A 24,014-nucleotide genomic window follows, 5' to 3' on the forward strand; every position below is an offset into this window, starting at 1 on the left:
GATTGTTTTGGGAATCACTCAATCATAAATCAAGAAATCGTAAATCATAAATCAAATAAATTCCAACAACACCGCACCGCACGAGTACCCGCCGCCGAAAACGGTCAGTCCCACGAGGTCGCCTCGCTCCACCCGGTCGAGGTTTTGCGAGAGGGCGATGCCGCAACTGGGACAACCCGTGTTGCCCACTTCCCCGATGTTCGACAGGATACGATCTTCCGGGAAGTCGATTTGCCGGGCGATCGTTGCCATGATTCGTTTGTTTGCCTGATGGGGGGCGATATATTTCAGGTCTGCCAATGTCTTGTCGTTGCTTTCCGTCACTACTTGCAAACCCTCGATCATGTAGTGGCAGGCATTGATAAACACGTCGCGTCCCTCCGGCATGCCGATGCCCCCGTGGCGCGGGCGCAGGTACACGGCGGTGTCCGCCTTGCCGATATGTCCCAGTCCCCGCGTGAAGATATCTAGTATCTTCGCCGCTTTTTCACCTTCCGGCGAAGTGGATATAGCGATGGCAATAGCACCGTCACCCCACAGGTGACCGCTCTGGGGACAACTCTCGTTGCTGTATTCCGTGTTATGCTCGGAGGCGACCACGATAGCTTTCGTCGCCTTGCCCATGGCGAAATACCCTTGCACGATCTCGATGGCGTTGATGAATGACGAACAAGCCGAGGAAACACTCAGGCATTTTGCCGCCCGCGTCGTGTACGCCCGCTGGATGGCGTGAGCCGCCGTGGCAACGGTGTCATGCGGGGAATACGTGGCAGCCACCACCAGATCGGTGTCCTCGATGGCGAAAGGCAGCTTGTCTTTCAGCCTTGCCACGGCTTCGAGAGCCATGGTATTCGTGTTTTCGCCTTCTCCCGCTTTGCTTCTGGTTTTGATTCCCGTTCTGCTGAATATCCATTCATCGTCCAGACCGTTCACGTCCTTGAAATAGGAATTGGGAACTCTCGCTTCCGGTATGTAATGTGCTATGGCGTTGATATATAGATCCATTTTTATAATGTATTGTGATTACTTTTTGATAATCCCGTGAAATAATATATTAATATACTCGTTGATAATCTGAGGGTTTGGTCGATGATCATATTCCCGGATAAAACCAAATTCAAGGCTTTTAAAAACGGATTGCAGCGAGTTTGCCAGACGTCTGGGTTGTTTGATCGAGAATATCCCTTTATCCGCCCCGTCCTTTAAGATGGCGTACAAAAGTTCAATCTCCTGTTTGTCTATATTCTTTCTCAAGATATCGATTTTACTGTTATTGTGTAAAAAAGTTTCCTTGATCGGCAGGCTTCCACCCATGAGTTCCGCGATTAAATTGAACCGTTCCTTTATATATAACTTCAACCGTTTGTCGGCGGGCAAGGCCGTGCGTACTGCCTGTTCCAGTTTTTGGTTTATCAATACTATTCTTTGATCCACGATGTGATTAAAAATCTCTTCCTTGCTGTTAAAATGCGTGTACAAGGTACGCCTGCTAATCTTGGCGGCGTTGGCGATATCTTTCATCGTGGTCCCGTAGAAACTCATCTCGATGAACAATTTTTGTGCCACGCTGAGTATTTTATCTTTCGTTATTCGTAGGCTTGTTCTCATTTTAATTTCACAAATTGGAAAAAGTGTGCAATTATAATCAATAATTCGGGATATGCAAAATTGAGGGAAAACAAGTTTTCCCGGTTTATAAGGTTCATAAGGTTTATAAAGTTCATAAAGTGACGGGTGTCCTTCGGACAAGATTAAAACGGCAGCTCATGCTGCCGTTAGTATAGCGCCCTGTGGGGGGCAATAACTTTATAAACCTTATAAACTTTATGAACTTTATAACTTCCAAAGTGTTAAATTATATTTTTACCCGAAGATATGACAAATGTCATGTTTTCATCCCCCGCCGGGGGGTATATTCGCGCCCGAAATTAAAATCAAAATCAATGGTAAATATATTATTAAAAGAAAAGCCGTTTACCCGCGAGTGGTTCAAGACATACGCCTTGTTGGTCGGCGGGGCTTTCGTGTTAGCGCTGGGGTATAGTTGTTTCATGGCACCGTACAAGATTGTTCCGGGAGGAATATACGGTATCACGATCGTGTTGCAGCACATGTGGGGATTTCCGATAGGTATGGCAGCACTCTGCTTCAATTTGCCGTTGAGTTTAATCGGTTTACGGGTATTGGGTTCCGATTTCGGGGTGAAGACATTTATTTGCTTCATTCTGGTTGCCGTGTTCTCCGACAGTCTTCCCGCCTTGTTGCTGACTTTGATGGGTGAACCTATCCCGGTGAGCGGCACGTTGGACCCGTTCAAATTGGGTGATGAAGTGTTGCTTGCTTGTATCTTCGGTGGGGTGGTCATGGGTATCGGCGTGGGCATGATACTGAAAACCCGCGCGTCCAGCGGCGGTACCGACGTGCTGTCGAATATCCTGCACAAGTGGACGCATCGCCCGCTGGGGCAGTTGCAGATGTCCGTCGATTCCTGCATCGTGGTTTTTGGTTTCCTCATGTTTCAGGATTGGAAAGTGCCGATGTATTCTTGGTTGTCCATATTCCTGATGGGAAAGACGATCGATATGATTCTGCAAGGCTTAGACAACGAGAAGAGTTTCTTTATAATCTCCGATAAAGTGGAGGAAATCCGCACCTATATATTGAACGACCTGCACCGCGGCGGTTCAATCGTGCCGCTTCAAGGGATGTACAATCGTGCCGAGAAGGAGATGATCATGACCATGATAAACCGTCGTCAGATGGCTGTTTTACAACAAGCTATCTATAAGATTGACCCGAATGCTTTCGTGACAATCTTTGATGCACATCAGATACTGGGTGAGGGGTTCAAGAGGTTGGATTCATAGAACTATACCTTGTCAGTTGATCAATCTTTTCGCTATAATTGGTACCTCCATTCCCGCCATCATGAACGTATCATGAACCAATCATGAACGTAAATTTGCGTTTATGATACGTTCATGAAATGTAAATGCTTGATACGTGTGAGTGGGTAACGGGGAGGTGATGGTTGTTCAATGGCTTGCAAGAAGTTGATATCGCTTTTTTAATCTTGTAACTTATAAATTGCTATAGGAAAATATTTTTATTAACTTGCGGCGTTTTTAACATGAACGTGAAAGATGATGAATAAACGTGACGTCGGTTACCGGGCTAAATTACGCTTTTCCCGTTGGAACAGGAAAGGGTATGCCATTTTCGCCTCGCTGGGGCGGGAGGTGTGCATCGGGCGGTTGGCGATACATATTTGTGAAATGGCGTTGCGGAAATCATCGAGAAAAGGCGTGATCGTGAATCTCGCGGAGGCGTTCGAACGAATGGTGACGACATTCGAGGAATATGCGGAAAAGGTGACGCGGGCGTGTTGCCCGGTGGTTCCCGCGCGTGTCGATGCTATTAATACCGGGAGTTACGGGAATTATGATACGAGAATGAAGGTACGTCCGGCTGTAAAGGTGGACGTACCTTTTTTATTGAAAACAAATTAATTTATGATTTATGAATTACGATTCGCGATTAGAAAAGCGTTAGCAGACGGGAGGGAATCATAAATCATAAATCCAAAATCTTAAATAGATCGGATGATAGAGAAATTGAAACAGAAGGTCTTCGAGGGAGGACAGATCACGAGGGAGGAAGCGCTGGCACTGGCTGCCGCGGGGGATAAGGCGGCGTTGTATGCTGCCGCGGGGGAGATACGCGATCGGTTTGCCGGGCGTTATTTCGACACTTGTTCCATCGTGAACGCGCGGTCGGGACGGTGCTCGGAAAATTGCAAGTGGTGCGCGCAGTCGGCAGTTTTCAAAACACACGTGCAGGAGTACGAGCTGATTGACGAGGAGAGTTGCGTGGAGTTGGCTCGATTGAACGCGAAATACAAGGTGAACAAGTTTTCGTTTGTCACGAGCGGGCGTGCGCTGTCGGACAAGAATATCGACCGCCTGTGCGGGTACGCCGAGAGGATAAAACGAGAGATGAATATCAACCTGTGTGCCTCGATGGGGTTGTTGAGCAAAGAACAGTTACGCCGACTGAAAGAGTCCGGTATAACCCGCTACCATTGTAATCTGGAATCGTCGCCGAGGTTTTTCGCCACGTTGTGCTCGTCACACACGCTAGAGGAGAAGATACAAACGATTCGTGCCGCGCAGGAGGTGGGGATGGAGGTTTGTTCGGGCGGGATTATCGGCATGGGCGAAACGATGGAAGATCGCGTGGAACTTGCCTTGACGGTGCGAGAATTGGGCGTGAAGTCAATACCGATGAACGTGTTGAATCCCATACCGGGTACCCCGCTGGAGGGTATGCCGCCGCTCGCGGACGACGAGGTACTGACCACCGTTGCGGTGTTCCGCTTTATCAACCCGGACGCTTTCCTGCGCTTCGCGGGGGGACGCGTGCTGATCGCCCATATCGAGGAAAAAGCCATAAAAGCGGGTATCAACTCCGCCATTCTCGGCGATATGTTGACCACCGTAGGCTCGAAGGTGATGGAGGACATGGAGAAGGTGCAAAGACTAGGGTTTACAATTGAAAATGAATGAATGCAAGAGTTTATAAGGTTCATAAGGTTTATAAAGTTATAGACCGTCGTGGGGCGCTTTGTTCACGGCAGCTTGAGTTGCCGATAAGCCTTGTCCGAAGGACACCCGTCACTTTATGAACCTTATGAACTTTATAAACCTTATAAACTTTTAGTTATAATGAATACGGCAGAATTATTGAAGTTTGACAGGGAGCACGTGTGGCACCCGTACACGTCGACGATAGATCCGCTCCCGGTGTACCCGGTGAAAAGGGCGGAGGGTGTTTATATCGAACTGGAGGACGGTACGCGGCTGATTGACGGTATGTCGTCATGGTGGTGCGCGGTGCACGGGTACAATCACCCGGCGTTGAACGCGGCGGTCGAGGAACAGTTGAAGAGCATGTCACACGTCATGTTCGGCGGGTTGACGCACCGTCCGGCGGTGGAACTGGCGGAAAAGCTGCTGGAAATGGCCCCGCGGGGGATGGATAAGGTGTTTTACAGCGATTCCGGTTCGGTTGCCGTGGAGGTTGCCATGAAAATGGCTCTGCAATACTGGTACGCTGCCGGGAGAGAGGAGAAACGCTATTTCCTGACGATCATGAAAGGGTACCACGGCGACACGTGGAATGCCATGTCGGTATGCGATCCCGTGACGGGGATGCACGGTATTTTCCGGGGGACGCTGCCGATGCAGTATTTCGTGCATCGACCGGAAGTGCGTTACGGGGAAGTGTGCCTGCCGGAACATATCGAGGAGTTGAAGCAATGCCTGCGCAATAATCACAACCGTATCGCTGCCGTGATACTGGAGCCGATCGTGCAAGGTGCCGGGGGGATGTGGTTCTACTCGGCGGACTACCTGCGGCAGGTGCGGGAGTTGTGTGACGATTACGGCGTGTTGCTCGTGTGCGACGAGATCGCTACCGGGTTCGGTCGCACGGGGAAGATGTGGGGGGTGGATCACGCGGGAATCGTGCCGGATATCATGTGTGTCGGCAAGGCACTCACGGGCGGGTACATGAGTTTTGCCGCCACGATGGCAACGGAGAAGGTGGCAACGTGGATATGCACGGGAAACCCGGGTGTCTTCATGCATGGTCCCACGTTCATGGGTAACCCGATGGCGTGTGCCGTGGCGAATGCCTCGCTGGACTTGATACGGGGGTATGACCTTACCGAAATGATCGGGCGGATAGAGAGCCAGTTGCGGGTGGATTTGCTACCCGCGCTCGAGTATCCCAACGTGGCGGACGTGCGCGTGTTGGGGGCTATCGGCGTGGTGGAGATGAAAGATGCCGTGAACATGGGTGTTCTGCAAGCGGCTTTCGTCAGAGAGGGGGTATGGATACGTCCTTTCGGGCGGCTCGTGTACGTTATGCCGCCGTATATTATTCGGGCGGAGGAACTGAGGCGGTTGACGTCGGCGTTGTTGCGGGTGATCAAGTATTTCAGGTGAGGCGGCAGTTTAATTCGCCTTCGGCGAGTTGCATTTGCCCGCGGGCAAGTTGCAGGTTACATTCGCCTGCGGCGAGTTGAAGGGGATTACCGGTGTTAGAGTTGAATGATGAAAGAATATAATAAGGTGAAGTTATTGGAAGCGGAAGCAACTTGCAACCTGCAACTTGCCGAAGGCAAATTTAACCTGTAACTTCGCCAAAGGCGAAAAACAATGAATAAGGAAAGGTATATTAATAAACTGGAGAAAATCAAGGAATTCGGGAATTACCGGATGTTGCGGGACGTGCAGCACAACGGTTTTCTGATTCATTATAACGGGCGGGAGATGCTGAATCTCTCGTCGAACGATTATCTGGGATTGTCTTCCAACCCGGTTTTATACGAGGATTTCAGGAAAGAAACCGACGTGAAACTGTTGAGTTTCAGTGCCGTGTCGTCCAGACTACTGTCCGGGAACCACGAGTATTACGGGTTGCTGGAGGACGATTTACGGGATTTGTACGGCAAGGAGGCGGCTTTGGTGCTGAACTCCGGGTATCACGCGAATATCGGTATTTTGCCGTCATTGGCGGGGAAGCGGGATTTGATCGTGGCGGACAAGCTGGTGCACGCGAGTATCATCGACGGTCTGCGGTTGAGTGATGCGCAGATGTTGCGTTACCGTCATCTGGATTACGACCACCTGCGGGAACTTCTGTTCAATCACCGGGAGGAGTACGAGAACGTGTTTATCGTGACGGAATCGATATTCAGCATGGACGGTGACACGGCGGATTTGCAGGAGTTGTGCGACTTGAAGAAGGAGTATGACGCGTTCCTGTACGTTGACGAGGCGCATGCCGTGGGGGTGCGGGGTACGAACGGGTTGGGATGTAGCGAAGAGCAGGGATGTATTGACGATATCGACTTTATCGTGGGCACTTTCGGCAAGGCGTTTGCCTCGTACGGGGCTTTCGTGGTGTGTGACGAGTTGTTCAAGGATTACCTTGTCAACACGCAGCGGAGTCTGATTTTCACGACAGCATTGCCCCCGGTGGTGGTGGCGTGGACGCGGTTCGTGCTGAACCGGATGCCGGACTTTTTCCCGTATCGGCTGAAACTGACGGAGATTGCCGAACAATTGCGGACAACATTGTCCGAACGGGGATTCGAGACACGGGGCGATTCGCATATCGTGCCTTTCCTATGCGGGAGCAACGAGAATAGCGTTTACATGTCCGAACTGTTTCAAGATAACGGCTTTTTCGTGTTGCCCGTGAGGTACCCGACCGTGCCGAAAAACGAGGCTCGTATCCGCTTCTCGCTGAATGCGGCGATACCGGAGGAGGATTACGAGTGTTTGAGGGAGTTCGTGGAAGTAAGTTTATGAAGTTTGTAAAGTTCATAAAGTTTATAAAGTTCATAAGGTTTATAGACCCCTGCGGGGCGCTTTGTCCACGGCAGCTTGAGCTGCCGATAAACGCTGTCCGAAGGACACCCGGCACTTTATGAACTTTATAAACCTTATAAACTTTATGAACTAAAAAAAGTGCGAAGCTCGGTGGGTGGGAAAACAACTTGTAACTTGTAACCTGCCAACCTGTAACTTCGCCGAAGGCGAAAAACTATGCGAAGACAGTGGATAACCAAAAAAGGGGGGCGGTGCTTGACTTTGTTCTTTTGCGGATGGGGGATGGACGAACGTGCCGTGCAACATCTGACGGGAACGGGGGACGTGCTCGCGTTCTATGATTACCGGGATATAGCGGGGGAAGAAGCTCCCGTGACGGACGGGTACGATGAAATTCGTGCGGTGGCGTGGTCTATGGGCGTGTGGGCGGCGGCGGTGTTGCTGGAGCGGTGGAAGTTGCCCGTGACAAGACGGGTGGCGATCAACGGCACGGAGCGTCCCGTGGACGAGCGTTACGGGATTCTCCCGAAGCTTTACCTGTTGACGGAGCGGGGCATGGACGAGCGGGGACGGGACAAGTTCTTTGCCCGGATGCTGGCGGGACGGGAAGAGATGGCGAGATTCGGGGCAAATAAGCCTCTCCGGGAGTTGCACGAGCAGGTGGAGGAGTTGCGGGCTATCCGGGAGCAAGCGATGCTGATACGGCCGGAAACGCGGTGGGACAAGGCGTACGTGTCCGCGGGCGACGTGATCTTTCCGCCGGAAAGCCAGCGGAACTGGTGGGACGGACGATGCGAAACGGTGAGCATAGAGGGAGGACATTACCCGTTTTACGTGTTGGATAATTGGGATGAGATATGATGGAAAGGGGGTTAAAAGTTTATAAGGTTTATAAGGTTCATAAAGTGACGGGTGTCCTTCGGACAATGTTTATCGGCAGCTCAAGCTGCCGTGGACAAAGCGCCCCGCAGGGGTCTATAAACCTTATGAACTTTATAAACTTTATAAACCTTATAAACTTTATGAATTTCATGAAATTTGAACATGATGGAAATAAATAAAGAAAAAGTGCGGAAACATTTCCGGCGCAGTATGGGAAGTTATGACGAGAACGCGCGGGTACAGCGGGCAGTGGTCGGACGGCTGTGTCCTATGGCTGTGGCAGCGGTGGAACGGATGCCCCGGAAGATACTGGAAGTGGGATGCGGGACGGGATTGTTGACCGTTTTGTTGAGGCAGGCTTTTCCGGGGAGCGAGTTGCACGTGAACGATCTCGTGGAGGATTTGTGCCGCGGGACGGCTGTCGCTAACGGGATTCCGGAGGGATGTTGCATACCGGGTGATATCGAGCGGGCGGAACTACCCGGCGGGTATGACCTTATTGTTTCGGCTTCCACGTTCCAGTGGTTCACCGACCCGGAGGCTACTTTTTGCGAGTTGGCGGAGAATCTGAATGATGGCGGTTGCATGATATTCAGTTCGTTCGGTAAGCATAACTTGCGCGAGATACGGCAAACCACGGGCGGCGGTTTGGCATACCGCACGAAGGAGGAGTTGCGGGATTTGTTGAGTCCCTGTTTCACGGTGGAACGGATGGAGGAAGAGTTTCATGTTCTTGAATTTGATAATCCCCTGTCGGTTTTGCAGCATCTGAAACGAACGGGCGTGAACGTTTCTTCCGACCGTTCCGTGTGGACGAAAGGACGGGTGAATGCCTTTATCGACGAGTATAATACCCGCTTCACGGTGGAAGGAAAGGTGATATTGACTTATCACCCGCTTTACTTCGTGTGCAGGAGGAAACAATTGAAAATTGAAAGTTGAAAATTGAAAATGAAAAATGAACTCCTCCGTCTGCTTCGAAGCCGGGAGGGAGTTCAATCTAAAATCATAAATCATAAATCATAAATGGGAACAGTTTATTTTGTCAGTGGAATAGATACGGATGCCGGGAAGTCGGTGGTGACCGGGTTGTTGGCTCGTTCTTTGAGAAGGAAAGGGGTAAACGTGATTACCCAGAAGTTTATTCAGACGGGATGCCGGGGGATATCGGAAGATATTCTGAAACATCGCGAGATTATGGGGATGGAGCCGCAACCCGCGGACGAGGACGGTACGACTTGTCCCTACGTGATGACCTATCCCGCCTCGCCGCATTTGGCAGCCGAGATTGATCGAGTGACACTCGACATGGGGCGCATTGCCGGGGTAACCGGGAAGTTGCGGGCTATGTACGACACGGTATTGCTGGAAGGAGCCGGGGGACTGTACGTGCCGGTGACGAGGGAGTATTTCACGATAGACTACGTGTGTGAACAAAAGCTTCCGTTGATTTTGGTAACATCCTCTAAACTAGGAAGTATTAACCACACGTTGATGAGCCTTGAGTTGTGCCGTGCGCGGGGAATTGAGTTGGCTTGTCTGGTGTATAACCGTTTCCCGAACGACAGCAAGTGGATCACGAATGATTCGATCACGATATTCCGGCAATACTTGAAAGAACATTTCCCGACGACGGCATTGATCGAGGTGCCCGTGGTACACGGGACGGATTACCCGGACGTGGACGTTAGCGCCTTGGAGGGACGGAAATGAGGAAACTGGAATTGTTATCCCCGGCAAAGAATGTCGAGGTGGCGATAGCCGCTATCAACAACGGGGCGGATGCCGTGTACATCGGCGGACCCGCTTTCGGGGCGCGTCAGGCGGTAGGCAACACGGTGGAAGAGATCGCGCGGGTGGCGGAGTACGCTCACCGCTTTTATTGCAGGGTGTTCGTGACTTTGAACACGATACTTTATGATGATGAACTGGCGGAGGTGGAACGGTTGATTCATGCGCTGTATCGGGTTGGCGCGGATGCTATTATCGTGCAAGACCCGGCTATATTGAAACTGGATATACCGCCTATTGCCCTGCATGCCAGTACGCAGATGCATAATTACGATCTGGAACGCGTGAAGTTTCTCGATAGGTTGGGATTTCAGCGTATCGTGTTGGCGAGGGAATTATCCCTAGAGCAATTGCGGGCAATCCGGCGGGAGGTGAAAGCGGAGTTGGAGTATTTCGTGCATGGGGCTTTGTGTGTCAGTTTAAGCGGGCAGTGTTATATCTCTCATTATCTGACAGGAAGGTCTGCCAACAGGGGCGAGTGCGCGCAGGCTTGCCGGATGCGGTGGACGGTGGCGGATAGTGACGGGCAGGTGCTGGTGAAGGACAAACACGTGCTTTCACTTAAAGATTTAAATTTATCCGCTTACTTGCGTGATTTGGTGGATATTGGAATTGATTCGTTCAAGATAGAGGGGCGGTTGAAAGAAGCGGATTACGTGGCGAACGTCACGAGGTATTATTCTGCCCGGTTGGACGGGATTATCGCTGGAAGCGAGGGATTGTCCCGCGTGGGAAACGGGCACGTGAACGCGGGATTCGATGCCGATCCGGAACGAAGTTTCAACCGGGGGTACACGGATTATTTTATTGCCGGGCGGAAACAGGGCATCGTGAACATGGATACCCCGAAGTCCACGGGGAAGAAAGTGGCGGTGGTGAAACAGGCGAAAGGAAATTTGTTGGTCGTGGAGGCGCTGGAAACGATACATAATGCCGACGGCTTGTGCTATTTTGACGGGCAAGAGTTGCGGGGGATCAAGGTGAACACGGCGGAAGGCAATCGACTGACGTGCAACGAGCGGGTGACCGTGATGCCGGGGACGGTGTTGTACCGGAATTACGATCACGAGTTTGTAAGTCGTTTGTCCAAAGCGGTTTCAGTGCGTAAGATTCAAGTAAGAATTGACGTGTACACGGAGGAGGATCATCTCGTGCTGGTTGCCGAGGACGAAGCAGGCGTGGCGGTGACACTGCGTAGTGACGAGGTGTTCGAGAGGGCGACAAACGCGGCTCAGGCGGAACGAATTGTCGGGCAGTTGGGCAAAAGCGGTAATACGCGCTATGATTGTTGCCCGGTAGAGTATCATGGTGATACGGTACTTTTTATCCCGTCGGCGGTGGTGAACGGTTACCGGGGGCGGTTGCTGGACTTGTTGACCGAGGAACGGGAGAAGCAACGGGAACGTTGGGTACAGGCGCCGTTGAACCGGGATGCGGTGTACGCGGGAGAGGCGGATTGGCGGTTGAACGTGGTGAACAGGTTGTCGGGGACATTCTACCGCGAACACGGGACGGCAGAGCCGGAAGCGGGTTTCGAGGTCGCCCGGAACCGTTCGGGACGTGCCGTGATGACCACGCGCTATTGCCTGTTGTTTGAACTGGGAATGTGCCGCAAGTCGGGCAAGGATAAGGCGTTGAAGTATCCCCTTTACCTTTCCAATAACTTGGGCAGATTCCGGCTTGAGTTCGATTGCGAACGTTGCTTTATGAAGGTGGTTTCGCCGTGAGGGGTTAGTGGACTAATTTCAGTCCCACGACACCCGCCAGTATGAGCGTGACGAATAATAGGCGAAGGACGCTTGCCGAGTCGTGAAAGAATAATATCCCTAGCAAGACGGTTCCCACGGCACCGATACCCGTCCATACCACGTACGCGGTGCCTATCGGGATGCTTTTTTGGGCAAGGTACAGGAGATAGCCGCTGCATCCCATGGAAACGATGGAAAGTGCGATGAAAAGGTAAAAGTGTTTCTCGTGAACACCCGCTAATTTGAACCCGAGAGGCCAGCCTATTTCCAGTAGTCCGGCACAAACCAATAAAATCCAAGGCATAGTTGTTTTCGTTAATGTTACAGGGCAAAGGTAGGGCGTCGACGCGGGGAATTACTTGATATTTATCAATTAATCGACACGGGCTTGCGATTCAATTGTAAAAGTATAATTTTGTGGAAAACTTGAAACAGATATGAGCGTGATGGCAGGAATGGAGAACTTTCTCCCGGGGAACGTGGGGAAACGGTTGGCATCTCTCGTGACGGCGGTGCGTTACCCGAGGGGACACGTGTTGTTCAGTCGGGATAAGCCGGAGAGGAATATCTATATCATCGGGCAAGGGATCGCACGGGCGTACACGGAGGGCGACGGGAAGGACGTGACTATCTGGTTCGGGCTGGAAGGGGACGTTATTATCTCTGCCCGCGGGTATGTGTACGGGGAAAAGGGATACGAAACGATGGAGTTGTTGGAGGATGCAGTTTTGTACCGGATTGAATGGCAGGGACTTTTCGAACTTTATCATCACGATATAGAGGTGTGTAACTGGGCACGGCAGTTGCTGGAACGGGAGTTCGTGAAGACGGAACAACGGCTGATATCGCATTTGTCCGAAACGGCTTCGGAACGATACCTGCGCTTGACACGGGAGAAACCGGGGATTGTCCGACGGGTGCAGTTGCAGTATATCGCTTCTTATCTTGGGATTACTTCCGAGCATTTGAGTCGAATTAGGGGGAAGAAAAAGTGACGGGCGGGTTAAAAGTTATTTTAAACTCCCTCTATAAACAGAGGGAGAGCTGAGTTACTTACTGTCTTTGGTAAGATTCACTAGCTCCTCCTCTGTTTATAGAGGAAACCATCGATTAAGCGAGGGCAGAAAGAGAGCTTGCTCTCGGTTTGCCGAGCGGGAGCTGGTTCGAGACCGGCTTCCGGGCTCACTTGGATGCGAAGCAGACGGAGGAGTTTTTAGAAGAAAAAGACTTTCGATACGCCCTCATTATTTGCATTATTAATAGATTTTGATTATCTTGCAGAGTTTTATATAGGGTATAATTTGTTATGAGATTAAAGAGTCGATATTTTATTCAATATATTTTGTGTGTCGCTTTCTTTTTCATGGTGTCTTGTGAGAAGGATGAGAATGAACCGGAGAAGGTGAGGACGTTGATGGTGTATCTAGCTGGAAATAATAATCTTTCCGGTCATTTGAAAAATAATATCAAGGATATGGCGAGCGCGTGGAAAAAGAGTTATAACGGGGATATCGTGATCTTTTTTGACGGCAACGGGAGCGCCCCCCAGTTGTTGACGTTTAAAGTCAAAGACGGGGTGGTGGAACAGGAAGTGCTTAAAACGTATGACGAGTTAAATTCCGCTTCCCCGGAAACGCTGAAGCAGGTAGTAAAAGATATGCAGGCGTTATATCCTTCTGATTCTTACGGGATGATTTTCGGATCGCACGCCACGGGTTGGATACCGTCTTCTTTGTTGGGACGAGCGGAGAGGTCTTTGTATCAAATAGAGAATCCTCTCACGAGAAGTTTTGCCACTGACGGGGCTTCAACTATGGATATCCGTGATATGGCAGCGGCAATCCCGGATGGAATGGATTTTATCGTGTTTGACGCTTGTCTGATGTCGTCTATTGAAACTCTATACGAGTTTCGGAATAAAGCCAAGTATGTCATCGCCTCCCCGGCAGAAACACCTGCTCCCGGTTTTCCTTATGCCAAGATGATGCCTTATTTTTGGAGGGAAGGTGATCGGTTGGAGAGTGATTTGGAAGAGGTGTGCAAGATATTTTACGAGTATTATAATACTTACAATTCGTCTGACCGTTTCGGTACGATAGCTTTAATCAACATGTCGGAGTTGGATAATTTATATGATTTGACTTGTCAAGTGTTGGAAGGAAAAGCACCGGAGGCAGCCCAAATGGGCAAGGAGGACGTGTATAATTACCCGAAAGTGGAATATGATAAATATGACCGCTTTTTTGATTTAAGGGAATATATCAGGTATATGACGGTGAATGACGCAGCTCTCCGTGCGGCTTACGAGGATTTGTTGGGAAAGGTGGTTTTGTATAAAGCGGTGACTGATCCTTTTTATCGAACGACAATCCCGGTAGAGAAGTTCAGTGGTATTAGTACTTATATTCCCCGAAGTGAATGGTATGGCGAAACGAACGCTTACTGGAAGTTCCCGTGGGCGGGAGTTTACGGTAAGGATGCTACGGAATAGAATACCCGGGCTCCGGTTTCGATGAGTTCGTCCGGGAAATCGTAGTGCGGGGAGTGAAGCGGGGGACAGTTTTCGCCGGCTCCCAAACCGAACATGGCTCCTTTGTATTGTTGGGTGAATAGCCCGAAGTCTTCGCCCCAGCTAAAGGGGTTTTCCACTTTCACGTAATTGAAACATTCGCGAAGGGCGGCACTTTTGATTGTTGCCACTGCCTGCTTGTCGTTTTCGTTGGCGGAGAAAGGTTCAAGCCACGTGATTTCGTGTTGCAGACCGGGAGTGTTTTCACAGTCGGCAATAACCAAATGTTTTAGTTTTTCCGTGTATTCGTTTAACCGACGGTCGGTTTTGGCACGGAGTGTAGCTCGGATAACGCTGTTCCCGGCGGATACACCGTATGCTTCTTCACCGACATGTATTTCCACGATCGTGGCGAGGAAATAGTCGTCGGATTGTATGTTCGTGTTATTCCAGCGTTGCAGTTCCTCGACGATGTGGAGGGTGGCGGGAATCGGGCTGATGCCATTCCGGGGTTCGGCGGCGTGGGAGGTCTTTCCGGTGAGAGCAATGGAAACACTGACGACGGCGCAGGTGAAACTGCCTTCTTTGCAGAGTACGGCAGAGGTCGGTGCTCCCGGTATGTTGTGGAGGGCGAATACCCGGTCGATGGCATAGTAATCAAGTATTTTCGTGTCGAGTACGGCCTTGGAACCGCTACCGTTTTCTTCGGCGGGTTGGAAGAGCAGTAGTATGCGGCCTTGTTGCAGGGGATGGTCGTGCAACATTTGCGCAAAACGCAAGAGGATTGTCGTGTGTCCGTCGTGTCCGCATTTGTGGGCTACGCCGAGGTTTTGGGAATGGTACGGGAGTTCGTCAGGTTCCTGTACCGCCACGGCGTCCATGTCCGCACGGAAAAGGAGCGTCTGACCGTTTTCGGAGAAGAAATATTCCGCCAGTAGCCCGTGTCCGCCAACGTGGCGGATGATCTTGGTCGGGGCGAAAGGTTGTAGTTGTTCCTCGATGAAACGGGCGGTGTTGCTCTCCCGTCCGGACAGTTCCGGGTGTTGGTGGAGATGGTGGCGTATGTTGTAAAACGTGTTTTCCTGCATGACTTGTTTTTTTGATTGGACAAAGGTAAGGGTTAAAGTTTAAATTTGAACCCCGAACAGTTACCAATTGAGTTCTTTTAGAGAGGTTGTTTTGATGAATTATCGTTTTGTATTTGTTCTGTAACCGTTTCGAAACGGTTGAACAACGGTTAAACACTGAATGAACAACGAGGCGACGGGATGACGTGGATAGAAATCTGCCTGAAACGCAGTTGGTATCGAAAAATTATTACCTTTACGACGAATTATAAAACAGAATAGCGATGAAGTTGAATAAAACTCAGGGTGATTTTCTGCGGGGGGTGATAGAGCGTTGGGAAGCGGAAGGAACAATCACGACAGATACTGCTAATCGGTTGAAAACAAGTTACACGGTGCGTCCGTTCGAGTGGAAAGAGTTGGCAAAGTACTCGTTTTGGATAGCGGTTGTATGTGGCGTTATTGCCGTGGGATCGGTGCTTGCCGATCATTTTATCATGAATTTTCTGGAAAAGCTGTTCCTTTCTTCTTACGGGTTGGCGAGCGGGGTGTTTGCCGTGCTTGCGGCGTTGACGTATTACTGGGGGTGGAAGAGGCGGCAGCGGTTGCCATACAAGATATTCAGCAATGAAACGATTCTTTTTATCGGCGTGGTGTTTACAGCCGTGTCGATAGGGTATTTGGGAGCCGCTGTTGATAACGGGAGCGGGCATTTTTCGTTGTTATTGTTGCTGGCGGCGTTGGTCTACGGGTTTCTGGGACTCCGGTTCTCGTCTTCCATGGTATGGGTGTTTGCCTTGCTTTCACTGGGAGGCTGGTTTGGTGCGGAAACAGGTTACCTGACGGATTGGGGACATTACTTTTTGGGGATGAATTATCCTACCCGTTTTGCGGCTTTCGGGGCGGCAATCCTGTTGTGCCGTTTCGCGGTGCGGGGGAAACGCTGGTTTACCGATGTAGACCACGCGACTTACGTGGTAGGGATGCTTTACTTGTTTATTTCCCTGTGGTTGCTGTCCATATTCGGGGATACGCGTAGTTTTGCCCGTTGGTATAGCACGCGGCAGATTGAGCTTTGGTACTGGAACGGTTTGACGTTGGCAGCTTCGGCGATTGCGGCGTATATCGGTCTTAGACGGGACGATGCGGTGGCACGGGGATTCGGGATATCTTTCTTTCTTCTGGGGATATACACGTTGTATTTCACGTTGTTGTGGGACGTGATGCACGTGGCATTATTCTTTTTTGTTCTGGCAGTATCTTTCTGGCTGTTGGGACGTAAAGCCGAGAAAATATGGAGTCTTGAGTTTTTCGCCCGGGATGCCCGTAAAGTAAAAGAAGACATGAATTGAAAGAAGTATGGATACACTCGTAAGCTTGGGATACTGGGGACTTTTTATCGGCTCGTTTCTTGCCTCGACGGTTATACCGATGAGCGCGGACGTGTTGCTGGTAGGCGTGTTGGCGTTGGGAGGAAACGTGTGGTGGTGTCTGGCGATTGCCACGGTGGGCAATTGGTTGGGCGGGCTTACCTCGTACTGGATTGGCTGGCTGGGGCGTTGGGATTGGATGGAACGGTGGTTCAAGGTGAAGCGCAAGCAGTTGGAAAAGCAAAAAGGATATATCGACCGCTACGGCGTGTGGCTGGCGTTGTTCACTTGGTTGCCTCTGGTGGGAGATTTGTTCGCTATCGCTCTGGGGTTTTATCGTATCCGTCCGAAAATGTCCGCTTTCTATATGCTGGTGGGACGGTTTGCCCGGTTCGTGGTGTGGGTGCTTCTTTACTTGAAATACGCTGATCGCTTTGTCGAGTGGATTAGTAAAAATTAGCACAAGGCAACAGGAAGTTAAGTTTTCCGGGTGGAATGTGTCTTACTTTTTTAAATGATTGTCTTATTATTTTATGTGATTTGTCTTACTTTGTTTGAAAATAATCTGTTTTCAAAAAAAGATACATCAAGTGTATTTGATTCTTCCGGTGTATTTGTTTACTAATATATAGCTACTTGTTATGTGTTGTTTTGATTATTTTGTCCGAATAATTTTATTCGGACAAAAACGAGCGCAATCTGCTTTTCTGTGAAATTGTATTCCCGTAATTTTACAAATGTGAATAAACAACATAACAAATCTAAAATTGAAGTACTATGAAAAATCAAATGAAAAAAGTTATTTTATTACTGGTAATGATGGTGTCTGTTTTATGCGTGAACGCGCAAAAGAAAGGCGATATGGCGGCAGGTGCGCATTTCGTTTACGGAACCAGCAGTGATATAAGTAATTTCGGGCTGGGGTTGAAATTCCAGTGGAATGTCACGGATGTTATCCGGTTGGAACCCAGTTTTAATTTTTTCTTCCCGAAAGACGAAGGTTTGGGTTTTAAGTATAACATGACCGATTTCAACGCGAACGTGCATTATCTTTTCCCGTTGAAGAACGAGAAGTTTCTGTTTTATCCTTTGGCAGGGTTGAGTTACATGAACGTGAGCGTGAAAGTACTCGGAGTGAAGGCGTCGGATGGTAAATTCGGTTTTAACATCGGTGGTGGCGGCGAGTACCGCTTGTCGGATGTACTTTCTTTGAACTTGGAAATCAAGTACCAGATTATTGCGGACTTTAACCGCCCGGTATTCGGGTTGGGTGTGAAGTATAGATTCTAATGACTACTAACAGAATGATTATGAAACGCGTACTTTTTTGTTTACTGGCGATTTTTGTCATGGGCTCCTTCGGGAGTCTCATGACAGGATGTAGCGATGATGATGAGAAACCGGGGATACTGGAAGAAAAGTATTTCATGGTACTCGATGCTACTTATGTACGGGGTGGTTTCCCGGCGGCAACGTCGGAACTTTCCGTGGGACAGGTGAATATCAACAAGAATGTTTTGGCAGGCGGTTCTTCCGTGGTAACGATCAATTCGGAAGAGGAGGTTTCGGAAATTTATGTGGCGGTGTCCGGCGAGACAGAGGGGTATTATCGTTTTGATCCGACGATATCTCGCGCGGGGACTAACATGTATAACGTGATTCTGCTTGTGAGCCAGAATCTGGAGGGTGATTTTACGATACGGATTGCCACAAAAACAGTAAATGGAGAGATCACGAAGGAGTTCACGAAAAACGTGAAATATATAGCCGCAGGGACGGGAGCGTTGCAGGTGAGTCTTTCTTTTGACAACGAGAAGGATGTTGATTTGTATTTGGTAAAACCGGATGGCGCGGTGATTTATTACGGTAACCGGGATAATTATCGGGAGAGTGACGATGAAACCGAAGGGACAGAAGAGGTGATTTACGGGTTAGACGTGGATTCGAATGCCGGATGTGGTATTGACGGGATTAATAACGAGAATATTTTTTACCCGGACGGATACGTGCAATCGGGTAAATACGAGGTGTGGGTGAATATGTACCAGAATTGCGACAAGTCAATAGCCACGAATTGGGTGGTGACGGCTATTTATAAGGGTGCATTGCTGTCGCCGACATGGGGACAAAATCCTGTCACGGGTGTATTCCCTGTGAATACGCCGAGCAATAGTATCGGTTCTGACTTGAACGATTTGTCTGTAAAGGTTATGGAATTTTCGATTTCCGATGGTTTGCGGGCTGTAATGAGTTTGAACGGAAAGAAACTGAAACCGTTACCCGAATCGGCGAAGTTGAAATTGCAGCAAGCTAAACAAAGATAACAAAGGAGGGCGTAATGAAAAGACTATTGATACTAACCCTATTCGCGCTTCTTTTCTTTGGATTCGTTTCATGCGGGGGAAGCGCCACGAACAAGTCTTTGAAAGCGATTGACGAGATAACGACGAAGGCGGAAAAAGAGAAAGACAAGTTGACCGACGAGGATTGGAAGAAGTTGGGGAAGGAGATGGAAACTCATCTTGAAACGTTGAACAAGGCGATTGATGATGACGAGTTGGGCATGATGGATAGGTTGAAGTGCGTGGGGATCGTGGCACGGTGGACGAAAATTGCGGTGGAGAAGGGATTGGAGAAGGTGGAGAAAGAAACAGGTATGTCTGCCGAGGAGTTGGGAAAAGAATTGGAAAAAGCCGCTTCCGAACTGGAGAAGGCAACAGGGGAGATGAATGACTAATGTTTAAAATTTGAAATTATGAATCTGATAGACAGGGCTAAGAATATCTTGTTTTCCCCGAAGACGGAATGGGAGAAGATTCAAGGAGAAACGATGCCTCATGTTAAAATGTTGACTACTTATTTGTTGTGGTTGGCGCTGATACCTGCGGTTGCCGCTTTTATCGGCTGGGGGGTGATCGGGCATAAGGTGTTGTTCGTGCGGGTGGCAGGTTTCGGGTTGGGCATCCGCTATGCCTTGATGCAGTTTGTTTCGGTGATCGGGGGGGCATACCTGACGGCGTTGGCGTTCTATCTGGTGGCTCCTCATTTCGGTGCGAAGAAGGATTTTGATAAGGCTTTCCAGCTGGCTGCATATTGTTACACGGCGGTTTGCGCGGGTGGTGTTTTCTATATAATGTGGAGTTTGAGTTTTCTTGCGGGGATTGCCGGGCTTTACGGTTTGTATATCCTTTGGTTGGGTGTGAAACCTATGCTAGAGGTACCCGAAGAAAAAGTGACGAACTATTTTATAGTGGCTCTTTTGTGTATGGTGGTGATCTCCATTGTACTGGGGGCTATATTGGGTGCGGTGACAGGTGTGGGAGCGACGCTAGTGTAACTGGTTAAGAAAAGAAGGTGTGTCACGGTTTCGCGACACGTGGCACAGGCTTCTTTCATGAGGTATCTAGTAAAAATATGAACGATGAAGAATTATTCTGAACAAGAGGAGTATTCCGGGGTACCTAAAGGTTGTTGGGGACGTGTATTACGTTACTTGATGATTCCGTTTAAGGTTTTTAGAAAAAGGAGGGATGGTACGGGACAGGGAGAGAAGCAATCCTGTCGGGGGGAGGCGGATAAGTGTGTAAATACTCGTTCATCTTTAAGCCGGACGGATATGGAAGGGTATTGCGAGAAAGTGGTGGCTTATTTGCAAGAGAGTGAGATATACAAGGAACCGGATATTTCGGTGGCATACGTGGCGAAGGCTACCGGTATTTCAAGTATAATCATATCTCAATCGATAAACACACTTTTAGGGAAGAATTTTTTTAATTTGATAAACGGAATGAGGGTGGAAGAGATCAAACGGATGTTGCTGGACGGGTGTCAGAATAAATATTCCATCGAACAGATAGCCCGCATGTGCGGTTTTCGTTCCCGATCTTCTTTCTATCTTGCTTTTAATAAGATAGAGGGGGTGACACCCACGGAATGGTTGAAGAAAAACAAAAAATAAATCTAAATGAAGTGATGAGAAAGATATGGATATTCCTCACGTGTTTTATGTTGGCGGTGAATCTCGCTTACGGTCAGTCGTGGGGTGAAAAGATAATAAAAAAGGCTGGTAAGCGGGCAGAAGAGAGAGCGAAGCAGAAAGTGGAGGACAAGGTGAACAAGAAAGTGGACAAGACCGTGGATGACGCTTTTGATGAGGCGGGGAATGCCGTGAAAGGAAATAAAGATAAAAAAGACAAAACGGAGAAGAAGGAAGAGGTGAAGGTAAAACCCGTCGCAACAAAAGCGGAGAGTGGTCAGCGAATGAAGCAAGGTCCGCGGGGACCGGTAAAAAGGACGGAGGTAGGTAAAATATTGCCTTCCGAAAGTATCGACGTTGCGGAAAGTAGTGGTGGTGTCTTATCGGGGGGAGGGGAAATTTCGATTGCCGTGTATAACGTTGCCAATAGGTCGTTCTATATTTACAAAGACGGTAAGCGAACAGGGCCTTACACGAAGTCCGAGATGAAGGCTCAATTGCCTGCCGATAGAGTCAAGTACGTGAATGCCAACGTGACGAGGAAGGTTCGGGCTTCCCAAAAGCCGTTGCAGGACGGTTATGTTGTCGAGGAAGGCAAGAAATACGGCCCGCTCGAGGGAGAGCTCTATTATCTTTACGAGAACGAGGATAAAAGTGCTTTTATCGCTGTGGTGTATAACATGAATGCCCCGTTGGCGTTTGTTACCCCGTTAGCCGGGGTGGTGAAGACCGACAAGTATATGCAATATGACTTGGAAGTGCTCACGAACGAGAGTGGCAAAGTCCTTTTATTGAGTATACCGCTTACAAGCACGAATCCGCAAAAACAGATGGAGAAGCAGATGGAATATAATCAAATACAGATGGAGAAGATGAAACCTATCATTGATTTGACGAAGAAGATGCAGGGCGCCAGCAAGGAAGAACAGATGAAAGTGCTTGCGGATATAAAACGAAAGAAAGAAGAACTCGAAAAGGAACTCAAGGAGATCGCTCCCGATCAGCTTGTTTTCGAGAAATATATCTATACTCTTGATGGTAGAGGGTACGGGCCTTACGCGAAGGATGCCATGATATGTTTTTCCCGCTCCGGGGGAGAGCATTGGGCCGCGATGTTTAACGGCACGTTGCGAATAGACGGGGTGGAGATGCAAGTGCCGGGAGAAATTTACCCGACGAGTGATATACTTTGGATTTCCCCGGACGGGCAGCGGTTTGCCTTGAAAGAATATGATAAGATCGCCTTTTCCGACGGGAAGGAGTATCCCTACCCGATGCACGTGACGTACGAGAACGGTGAATTGATCTGGTTATGCATGGAAAACAAGGAAAGTATAGTAAGGTATTCTTTGGACTTTTAACGGGATACGGAGTCGCTATCCTGCTATCTTTCGCGTGTGATTGCCGAAGTCGAAGGGAAGGGAATGAAGAACGCTACGATGAGCTGTTTCGGGCGGAGTATTCGGACGCATTGACTTTTCTTGACTGTAACCTTTGGATAGCGGACTCCGCCACCCGTTGGGGTGTCGATCCGGATGTGGTTCGTGCCACGGTGTTTCCCGAATTGTTGCGTTACTCTGCGCTTCAAGACCAGATAGAGATCTCTTGTCTGAAAACGCTTTACGTGCAGTTCGGGGAGAAGTATGCTAATTTCTCGATCGGGCGTTTCCAGATAAAGCCTTCTTTCGCCGAGAAGCTGGAACGATTGTGGATGCATGACACCGTGAAACGCAGTCCGGATGTTCGTTTTGACACGACGACTTCTGCGCGTGCCCGCAAGGAACGTATCAACCGGTTGGAAACCTTGGAAGGTCAGGTTAGGTACATCTGTTTGTTCATGCGCTTGTTGCCTGAACTGCATCCGGGGATAGACCGTTTGGACGCCGAGGCACGATTACGGTTTTATGCTACGGCATACAACTATTCTTTCACGGCAGAATATGATGCCATACAGGTGGAAGCGTATAGAAAGCGTTTCTTTATATCTATGTTTGCTTATCCCGGAATGAAGTATTATAATTATTCGGATATTGTTCTTTTTTATTATTCGAATTTGAATAACCATGTTCCATAGGAATTTTTGAAAAAAATTGTATATTAGCAAAATTAGTGTATGGATTGGATGACAAATGAAGATTTATTGATTATAATTGTGAATTCCGGCTGTATCACCTTGTTGGTGGTTATGGCTATCGTGTTGGGCGCCGCTATTCGAATGAAAAGCGGCGGGGGGTTCGCGGTGCTGATCGTGGCGACGACAGTTCCGGTCTATATTTATAATTTGTCCCGTTCCGTGGAGTTTTACGGTGTAGCGGAGATAGCCGTTTATCCCGCTTGTTTCATGAATGTCTTGTTGTTGCCCGTGTTGTGGTTGTTCGTCCGGGGGCAATTGGATAAGACATTCAAGTTTACCGCCGGATATTGGTGGCATTTTATTCCGGCTTGTATTTCTTTATTGGATATGTTGAGCTATTACCTGCCGATGTCGAGAGAGGAATTTATCGAGGATATGCTCGAACAGGCTAACGGTGTGGAGAATTTCGTGGCTCTAGTGAATGACTTTATCGTATTATTTCAGCTTGTGTTTTATTTCATTCTTATTTTCCGATTCCTGCGTCGGATAAAGCAGGCGTTGCAGGATAATTATTCCGATAGTGATTACTTGACGATCGGGTGGCTTCCCCGTACGGTAACTTTATTCGGGATTTTGTTCGTTATCGTGTTCGTTACTTATCTGATTTCGCCTCGGACTGATGTATGGCTGATCCCGATACTGAATGTCATAGCGATGAGTTATTTGACGTATAATTATATCGTTTATCCGGTTGCGGGGTATATCTGTCGTCTGGATTCTTCTGTTTCGGAGGTGAAAAGGGCTTCTAAAACATTGTGGCAAACCGTTGATTTGGATATCGGTCAAATGAAATTGAATTGCGCTCGGGTAATTGATATATTGAATTCTACCCATATTTACAGGAATCCCGATCTCTCGCTGGATATGTTGTCGAGAGAGACGGGGATAGGGAAAGGTGCTATTTCCCGTTCGATAAACGGTTATTTGCAGAAGAACTTCTTTGAATTGATTAACGAGATGCGGGTACGAGAGGCAAAGCGAATGCTATTGCTATTGAAGTCGAACAATTACACGATAGACAGTATCTACCGGGAATGCGGTTTTCATTCCCGGTCTACCTTTTTCCTCGCGTTCAAGAAAGTGGAGGGTACATCTCCAGCCCGTTGGTTGAATGAAAAAGAAAAATATTGAGTTGGT

25 protein-coding genes are annotated in these 24,014 nt (G+C 48.9%); 21 read left to right on the forward strand and 4 right to left on the reverse strand.

Annotation, left to right across the window (positions count from 1 at the left end):
• Window positions 1–51 precede the first annotated feature (51 nt).
• Window positions 52–1,005: a 3-oxoacyl-ACP synthase III family protein gene (locus CS948_RS14100; RefSeq protein WP_099292349.1), complete on the reverse strand. Its 954-nt coding sequence runs from the start codon at window positions 1,003–1,005 to the stop codon at window positions 52–54.
• 18 nt (window positions 1,006–1,023) lie between these two features.
• A complete protein-coding gene (locus CS948_RS14105) occupies window positions 1,024–1,566 on the reverse strand; it encodes a TetR/AcrR family transcriptional regulator (RefSeq protein ID WP_176555065.1) in 543 nt (180 codons plus the stop codon).
• Between the two features lie 377 nt (window positions 1,567–1,943).
• Here CS948_RS14105 and CS948_RS14110 point away from each other — a divergent pair, with 377 nt between their 5' ends.
• The 9 genes from CS948_RS14110 (at window position 1,944) to CS948_RS14155 (ending at window position 11,800) form a co-directional block, all read left to right on the forward strand.
• Window positions 1,944–2,867: a YitT family protein gene (locus tag CS948_RS14110; RefSeq protein ID WP_099292351.1), complete on the forward strand. Its 924-nt coding sequence runs from the start codon at window positions 1,944–1,946 to the stop codon at window positions 2,865–2,867.
• A gap of 279 nt (window positions 2,868–3,146) precedes the next feature.
• A complete protein-coding gene (locus CS948_RS14115) occupies window positions 3,147–3,509 on the forward strand; it encodes a hypothetical protein (RefSeq protein ID WP_176555066.1) in 363 nt (120 codons plus the stop codon).
• A gap of 93 nt (window positions 3,510–3,602) precedes the next feature.
• On the forward strand, window positions 3,603–4,565 hold the full coding sequence (gene bioB, locus CS948_RS14120) for a biotin synthase BioB (protein WP_099292353.1): 963 nt from the start codon (window positions 3,603–3,605) through the stop codon (window positions 4,563–4,565).
• A gap of 159 nt (window positions 4,566–4,724) precedes the next feature.
• On the forward strand, window positions 4,725–6,008 hold the full coding sequence (gene bioA, locus CS948_RS14125) for an adenosylmethionine--8-amino-7-oxononanoate transaminase (protein ID WP_099292354.1): 1,284 nt from the start codon (window positions 4,725–4,727) through the stop codon (window positions 6,006–6,008).
• Window positions 6,009–6,221: 213 nt separating this feature from the next.
• On the forward strand, window positions 6,222–7,379 hold the full coding sequence (locus CS948_RS14130; RefSeq protein ID WP_099292355.1) for an 8-amino-7-oxononanoate synthase: 1,158 nt from the start codon (window positions 6,222–6,224) through the stop codon (window positions 7,377–7,379).
• A gap of 237 nt (window positions 7,380–7,616) precedes the next feature.
• Window positions 7,617–8,261, forward strand: a complete 645-nt coding sequence (locus CS948_RS14135) for a DUF452 family protein (RefSeq protein WP_099292356.1) — start codon at window positions 7,617–7,619, stop codon at window positions 8,259–8,261.
• Window positions 8,262–8,444: 183 nt separating this feature from the next.
• Entirely contained in the window at window positions 8,445–9,224 is a 780-nt protein-coding gene (gene bioC / locus CS948_RS14145; RefSeq protein ID WP_099292358.1) for a malonyl-ACP O-methyltransferase BioC, read from the forward strand.
• Between the two features lie 84 nt (window positions 9,225–9,308).
• On the forward strand, window positions 9,309–9,995 hold the full coding sequence (gene bioD, locus CS948_RS14150; protein ID WP_099292359.1) for a dethiobiotin synthase: 687 nt from the start codon (window positions 9,309–9,311) through the stop codon (window positions 9,993–9,995).
• On the forward strand, window positions 9,992–11,800 hold the full coding sequence (locus tag CS948_RS14155; protein ID WP_099292360.1) for a U32 family peptidase: 1,809 nt from the start codon (window positions 9,992–9,994) through the stop codon (window positions 11,798–11,800). The genes bioD and CS948_RS14155 overlap by 4 nt, the downstream gene beginning before the upstream one ends.
• Before the next feature lie 4 nt (window positions 11,801–11,804).
• On the opposite strand, the gene CS948_RS14160 is transcribed toward CS948_RS14155, so the two are convergent.
• Window positions 11,805–12,125, reverse strand: coding sequence for a multidrug efflux SMR transporter (locus CS948_RS14160; RefSeq protein ID WP_099292361.1), 321 nt, complete (start codon window positions 12,123–12,125; stop codon window positions 11,805–11,807).
• A gap of 133 nt (window positions 12,126–12,258) precedes the next feature.
• On the opposite strand from CS948_RS14160, the gene CS948_RS14165 reads away from it, so the two are divergent.
• On the forward strand, window positions 12,259–12,816 hold the full coding sequence (locus CS948_RS14165; RefSeq protein WP_255302021.1) for a Crp/Fnr family transcriptional regulator: 558 nt from the start codon (window positions 12,259–12,261) through the stop codon (window positions 12,814–12,816).
• A gap of 311 nt (window positions 12,817–13,127) precedes the next feature.
• Window positions 13,128–14,312, forward strand: coding sequence for a clostripain-related cysteine peptidase (locus tag CS948_RS14170; protein WP_099292362.1), 1,185 nt, complete (start codon window positions 13,128–13,130; stop codon window positions 14,310–14,312).
• Here CS948_RS14170 and CS948_RS14175 read toward each other — a convergent pair.
• Window positions 14,288–15,418, reverse strand: coding sequence for a M20 family metallopeptidase (locus CS948_RS14175; protein WP_099292363.1), 1,131 nt, complete (start codon window positions 15,416–15,418; stop codon window positions 14,288–14,290). The genes CS948_RS14170 and CS948_RS14175 overlap by 25 nt on opposite strands.
• A 263-nt stretch (window positions 15,419–15,681) precedes the next feature.
• On the opposite strand from CS948_RS14175, the gene CS948_RS14180 reads away from it, so the two are divergent.
• The 10 genes from CS948_RS14180 (at window position 15,682) to CS948_RS14225 (ending at window position 24,008) form a co-directional block, all read left to right on the forward strand.
• A complete protein-coding gene (locus CS948_RS14180; protein WP_099292364.1) occupies window positions 15,682–16,749 on the forward strand; it encodes a DUF2157 domain-containing protein in 1,068 nt (355 codons plus the stop codon).
• 7 nt (window positions 16,750–16,756) lie between these two features.
• A complete protein-coding gene (locus CS948_RS14185) occupies window positions 16,757–17,227 on the forward strand; it encodes a YqaA family protein (RefSeq protein ID WP_099292365.1) in 471 nt (156 codons plus the stop codon).
• 317 nt (window positions 17,228–17,544) lie between these two features.
• Window positions 17,545–18,057, forward strand: coding sequence for an outer membrane protein (locus CS948_RS14190; protein ID WP_255302022.1), 513 nt, complete (start codon window positions 17,545–17,547; stop codon window positions 18,055–18,057).
• Between the two features lie 20 nt (window positions 18,058–18,077).
• On the forward strand, window positions 18,078–19,091 hold the full coding sequence (locus CS948_RS14195; RefSeq protein ID WP_141560956.1) for a hypothetical protein: 1,014 nt from the start codon (window positions 18,078–18,080) through the stop codon (window positions 19,089–19,091).
• Window positions 19,092–19,105: 14 nt separating this feature from the next.
• Window positions 19,106–19,504, forward strand: a complete 399-nt coding sequence (locus tag CS948_RS14200) for a hypothetical protein (protein ID WP_099292367.1) — start codon at window positions 19,106–19,108, stop codon at window positions 19,502–19,504.
• Between the two features lie 18 nt (window positions 19,505–19,522).
• Window positions 19,523–20,104: a Yip1 family protein gene (locus CS948_RS14205; protein ID WP_099292368.1), complete on the forward strand. Its 582-nt coding sequence runs from the start codon at window positions 19,523–19,525 to the stop codon at window positions 20,102–20,104.
• Between the two features lie 84 nt (window positions 20,105–20,188).
• The gene (locus CS948_RS14210) at window positions 20,189–20,725 is read left to right on the forward strand and encodes an AraC family transcriptional regulator (protein WP_099292369.1); all 537 of its coding nucleotides are present in this window, start codon (window positions 20,189–20,191) and stop codon (window positions 20,723–20,725) included.
• Window positions 20,726–20,739: 14 nt separating this feature from the next.
• Window positions 20,740–22,104 (forward strand): hypothetical protein, encoded by a 1,365-nt coding sequence (locus CS948_RS14215; protein WP_141560957.1) that lies wholly within the window; start codon window positions 20,740–20,742, stop codon window positions 22,102–22,104.
• The gene (locus tag CS948_RS14220; RefSeq protein WP_099292371.1) at window positions 22,056–22,817 is read left to right on the forward strand and encodes a hypothetical protein; all 762 of its coding nucleotides are present in this window, start codon (window positions 22,056–22,058) and stop codon (window positions 22,815–22,817) included. Before CS948_RS14215 ends, CS948_RS14220 begins: the two co-directional genes overlap by 49 nt.
• Before the next feature lie 39 nt (window positions 22,818–22,856).
• The gene (locus CS948_RS14225) at window positions 22,857–24,008 is read left to right on the forward strand and encodes a helix-turn-helix domain-containing protein (RefSeq protein WP_099292372.1); all 1,152 of its coding nucleotides are present in this window, start codon (window positions 22,857–22,859) and stop codon (window positions 24,006–24,008) included.
• Window positions 24,009–24,014: the final 6 nt, after the last annotated feature.

Origin of the sequence: Butyricimonas sp. Marseille-P3923 (assembly GCF_900184685.1) — a bacterium.
GTDB classification, from domain to species: Bacteria; Bacteroidota; Bacteroidia; order Bacteroidales; family Marinifilaceae; genus Butyricimonas; species Butyricimonas muris.

Bases quoted from the DNA above. Each gene is read 5' to 3' on its own strand.
- CS948_RS14100 (WP_099292349.1), bottom strand. From the start codon at position 1,005: ATGGATCTATATATCAACGCCATAGCACATTACATACCGGAAGCGAGA.
- CS948_RS14110 (WP_099292351.1), top strand. From the start codon at position 1,944: ATGGTAAATATATTATTAAAAGAAAAGCCGTTTACCCGCGAGTGGTTC.
- CS948_RS14115 (WP_176555066.1), top strand. From the start codon at position 3,147: ATGAATAAACGTGACGTCGGTTACCGGGCTAAATTACGCTTTTCCCGT.
- bioB (WP_099292353.1), top strand. From the start codon at position 3,603: ATGATAGAGAAATTGAAACAGAAGGTCTTCGAGGGAGGACAGATCACG.
- bioA (WP_099292354.1), top strand. From the start codon at position 4,725: ATGAATACGGCAGAATTATTGAAGTTTGACAGGGAGCACGTGTGGCAC.
- CS948_RS14130 (WP_099292355.1), top strand. From the start codon at position 6,222: ATGAATAAGGAAAGGTATATTAATAAACTGGAGAAAATCAAGGAATTC.
- CS948_RS14135 (WP_099292356.1), top strand. From the start codon at position 7,617: ATGCGAAGACAGTGGATAACCAAAAAAGGGGGGCGGTGCTTGACTTTG.
- bioC (WP_099292358.1), top strand. From the start codon at position 8,445: ATGATGGAAATAAATAAAGAAAAAGTGCGGAAACATTTCCGGCGCAGT.
- bioD (WP_099292359.1), top strand. From the start codon at position 9,309: ATGGGAACAGTTTATTTTGTCAGTGGAATAGATACGGATGCCGGGAAG.
- CS948_RS14155 (WP_099292360.1), top strand. From the start codon at position 9,992: ATGAGGAAACTGGAATTGTTATCCCCGGCAAAGAATGTCGAGGTGGCG.
- CS948_RS14160 (WP_099292361.1), bottom strand. From the start codon at position 12,125: ATGCCTTGGATTTTATTGGTTTGTGCCGGACTACTGGAAATAGGCTGG.
- CS948_RS14165 (WP_255302021.1), top strand. From the start codon at position 12,259: ATGAGCGTGATGGCAGGAATGGAGAACTTTCTCCCGGGGAACGTGGGG.
- CS948_RS14170 (WP_099292362.1), top strand. From the start codon at position 13,128: ATGAGATTAAAGAGTCGATATTTTATTCAATATATTTTGTGTGTCGCT.
- CS948_RS14175 (WP_099292363.1), bottom strand. From the start codon at position 15,418: ATGCAGGAAAACACGTTTTACAACATACGCCACCATCTCCACCAACAC.
- CS948_RS14180 (WP_099292364.1), top strand. From the start codon at position 15,682: ATGAAGTTGAATAAAACTCAGGGTGATTTTCTGCGGGGGGTGATAGAG.
- CS948_RS14185 (WP_099292365.1), top strand. From the start codon at position 16,757: ATGGATACACTCGTAAGCTTGGGATACTGGGGACTTTTTATCGGCTCG.
- CS948_RS14190 (WP_255302022.1), top strand. From the start codon at position 17,545: ATGAAAAATCAAATGAAAAAAGTTATTTTATTACTGGTAATGATGGTG.
- CS948_RS14195 (WP_141560956.1), top strand. From the start codon at position 18,078: ATGAAACGCGTACTTTTTTGTTTACTGGCGATTTTTGTCATGGGCTCC.
- CS948_RS14200 (WP_099292367.1), top strand. From the start codon at position 19,106: ATGAAAAGACTATTGATACTAACCCTATTCGCGCTTCTTTTCTTTGGA.
- CS948_RS14205 (WP_099292368.1), top strand. From the start codon at position 19,523: ATGAATCTGATAGACAGGGCTAAGAATATCTTGTTTTCCCCGAAGACG.
- CS948_RS14210 (WP_099292369.1), top strand. From the start codon at position 20,189: ATGAAGAATTATTCTGAACAAGAGGAGTATTCCGGGGTACCTAAAGGT.
- CS948_RS14215 (WP_141560957.1), top strand. From the start codon at position 20,740: ATGAGAAAGATATGGATATTCCTCACGTGTTTTATGTTGGCGGTGAAT.
- CS948_RS14220 (WP_099292371.1), top strand. From the start codon at position 22,056: ATGCATGGAAAACAAGGAAAGTATAGTAAGGTATTCTTTGGACTTTTA.
- CS948_RS14225 (WP_099292372.1), top strand. From the start codon at position 22,857: ATGGATTGGATGACAAATGAAGATTTATTGATTATAATTGTGAATTCC.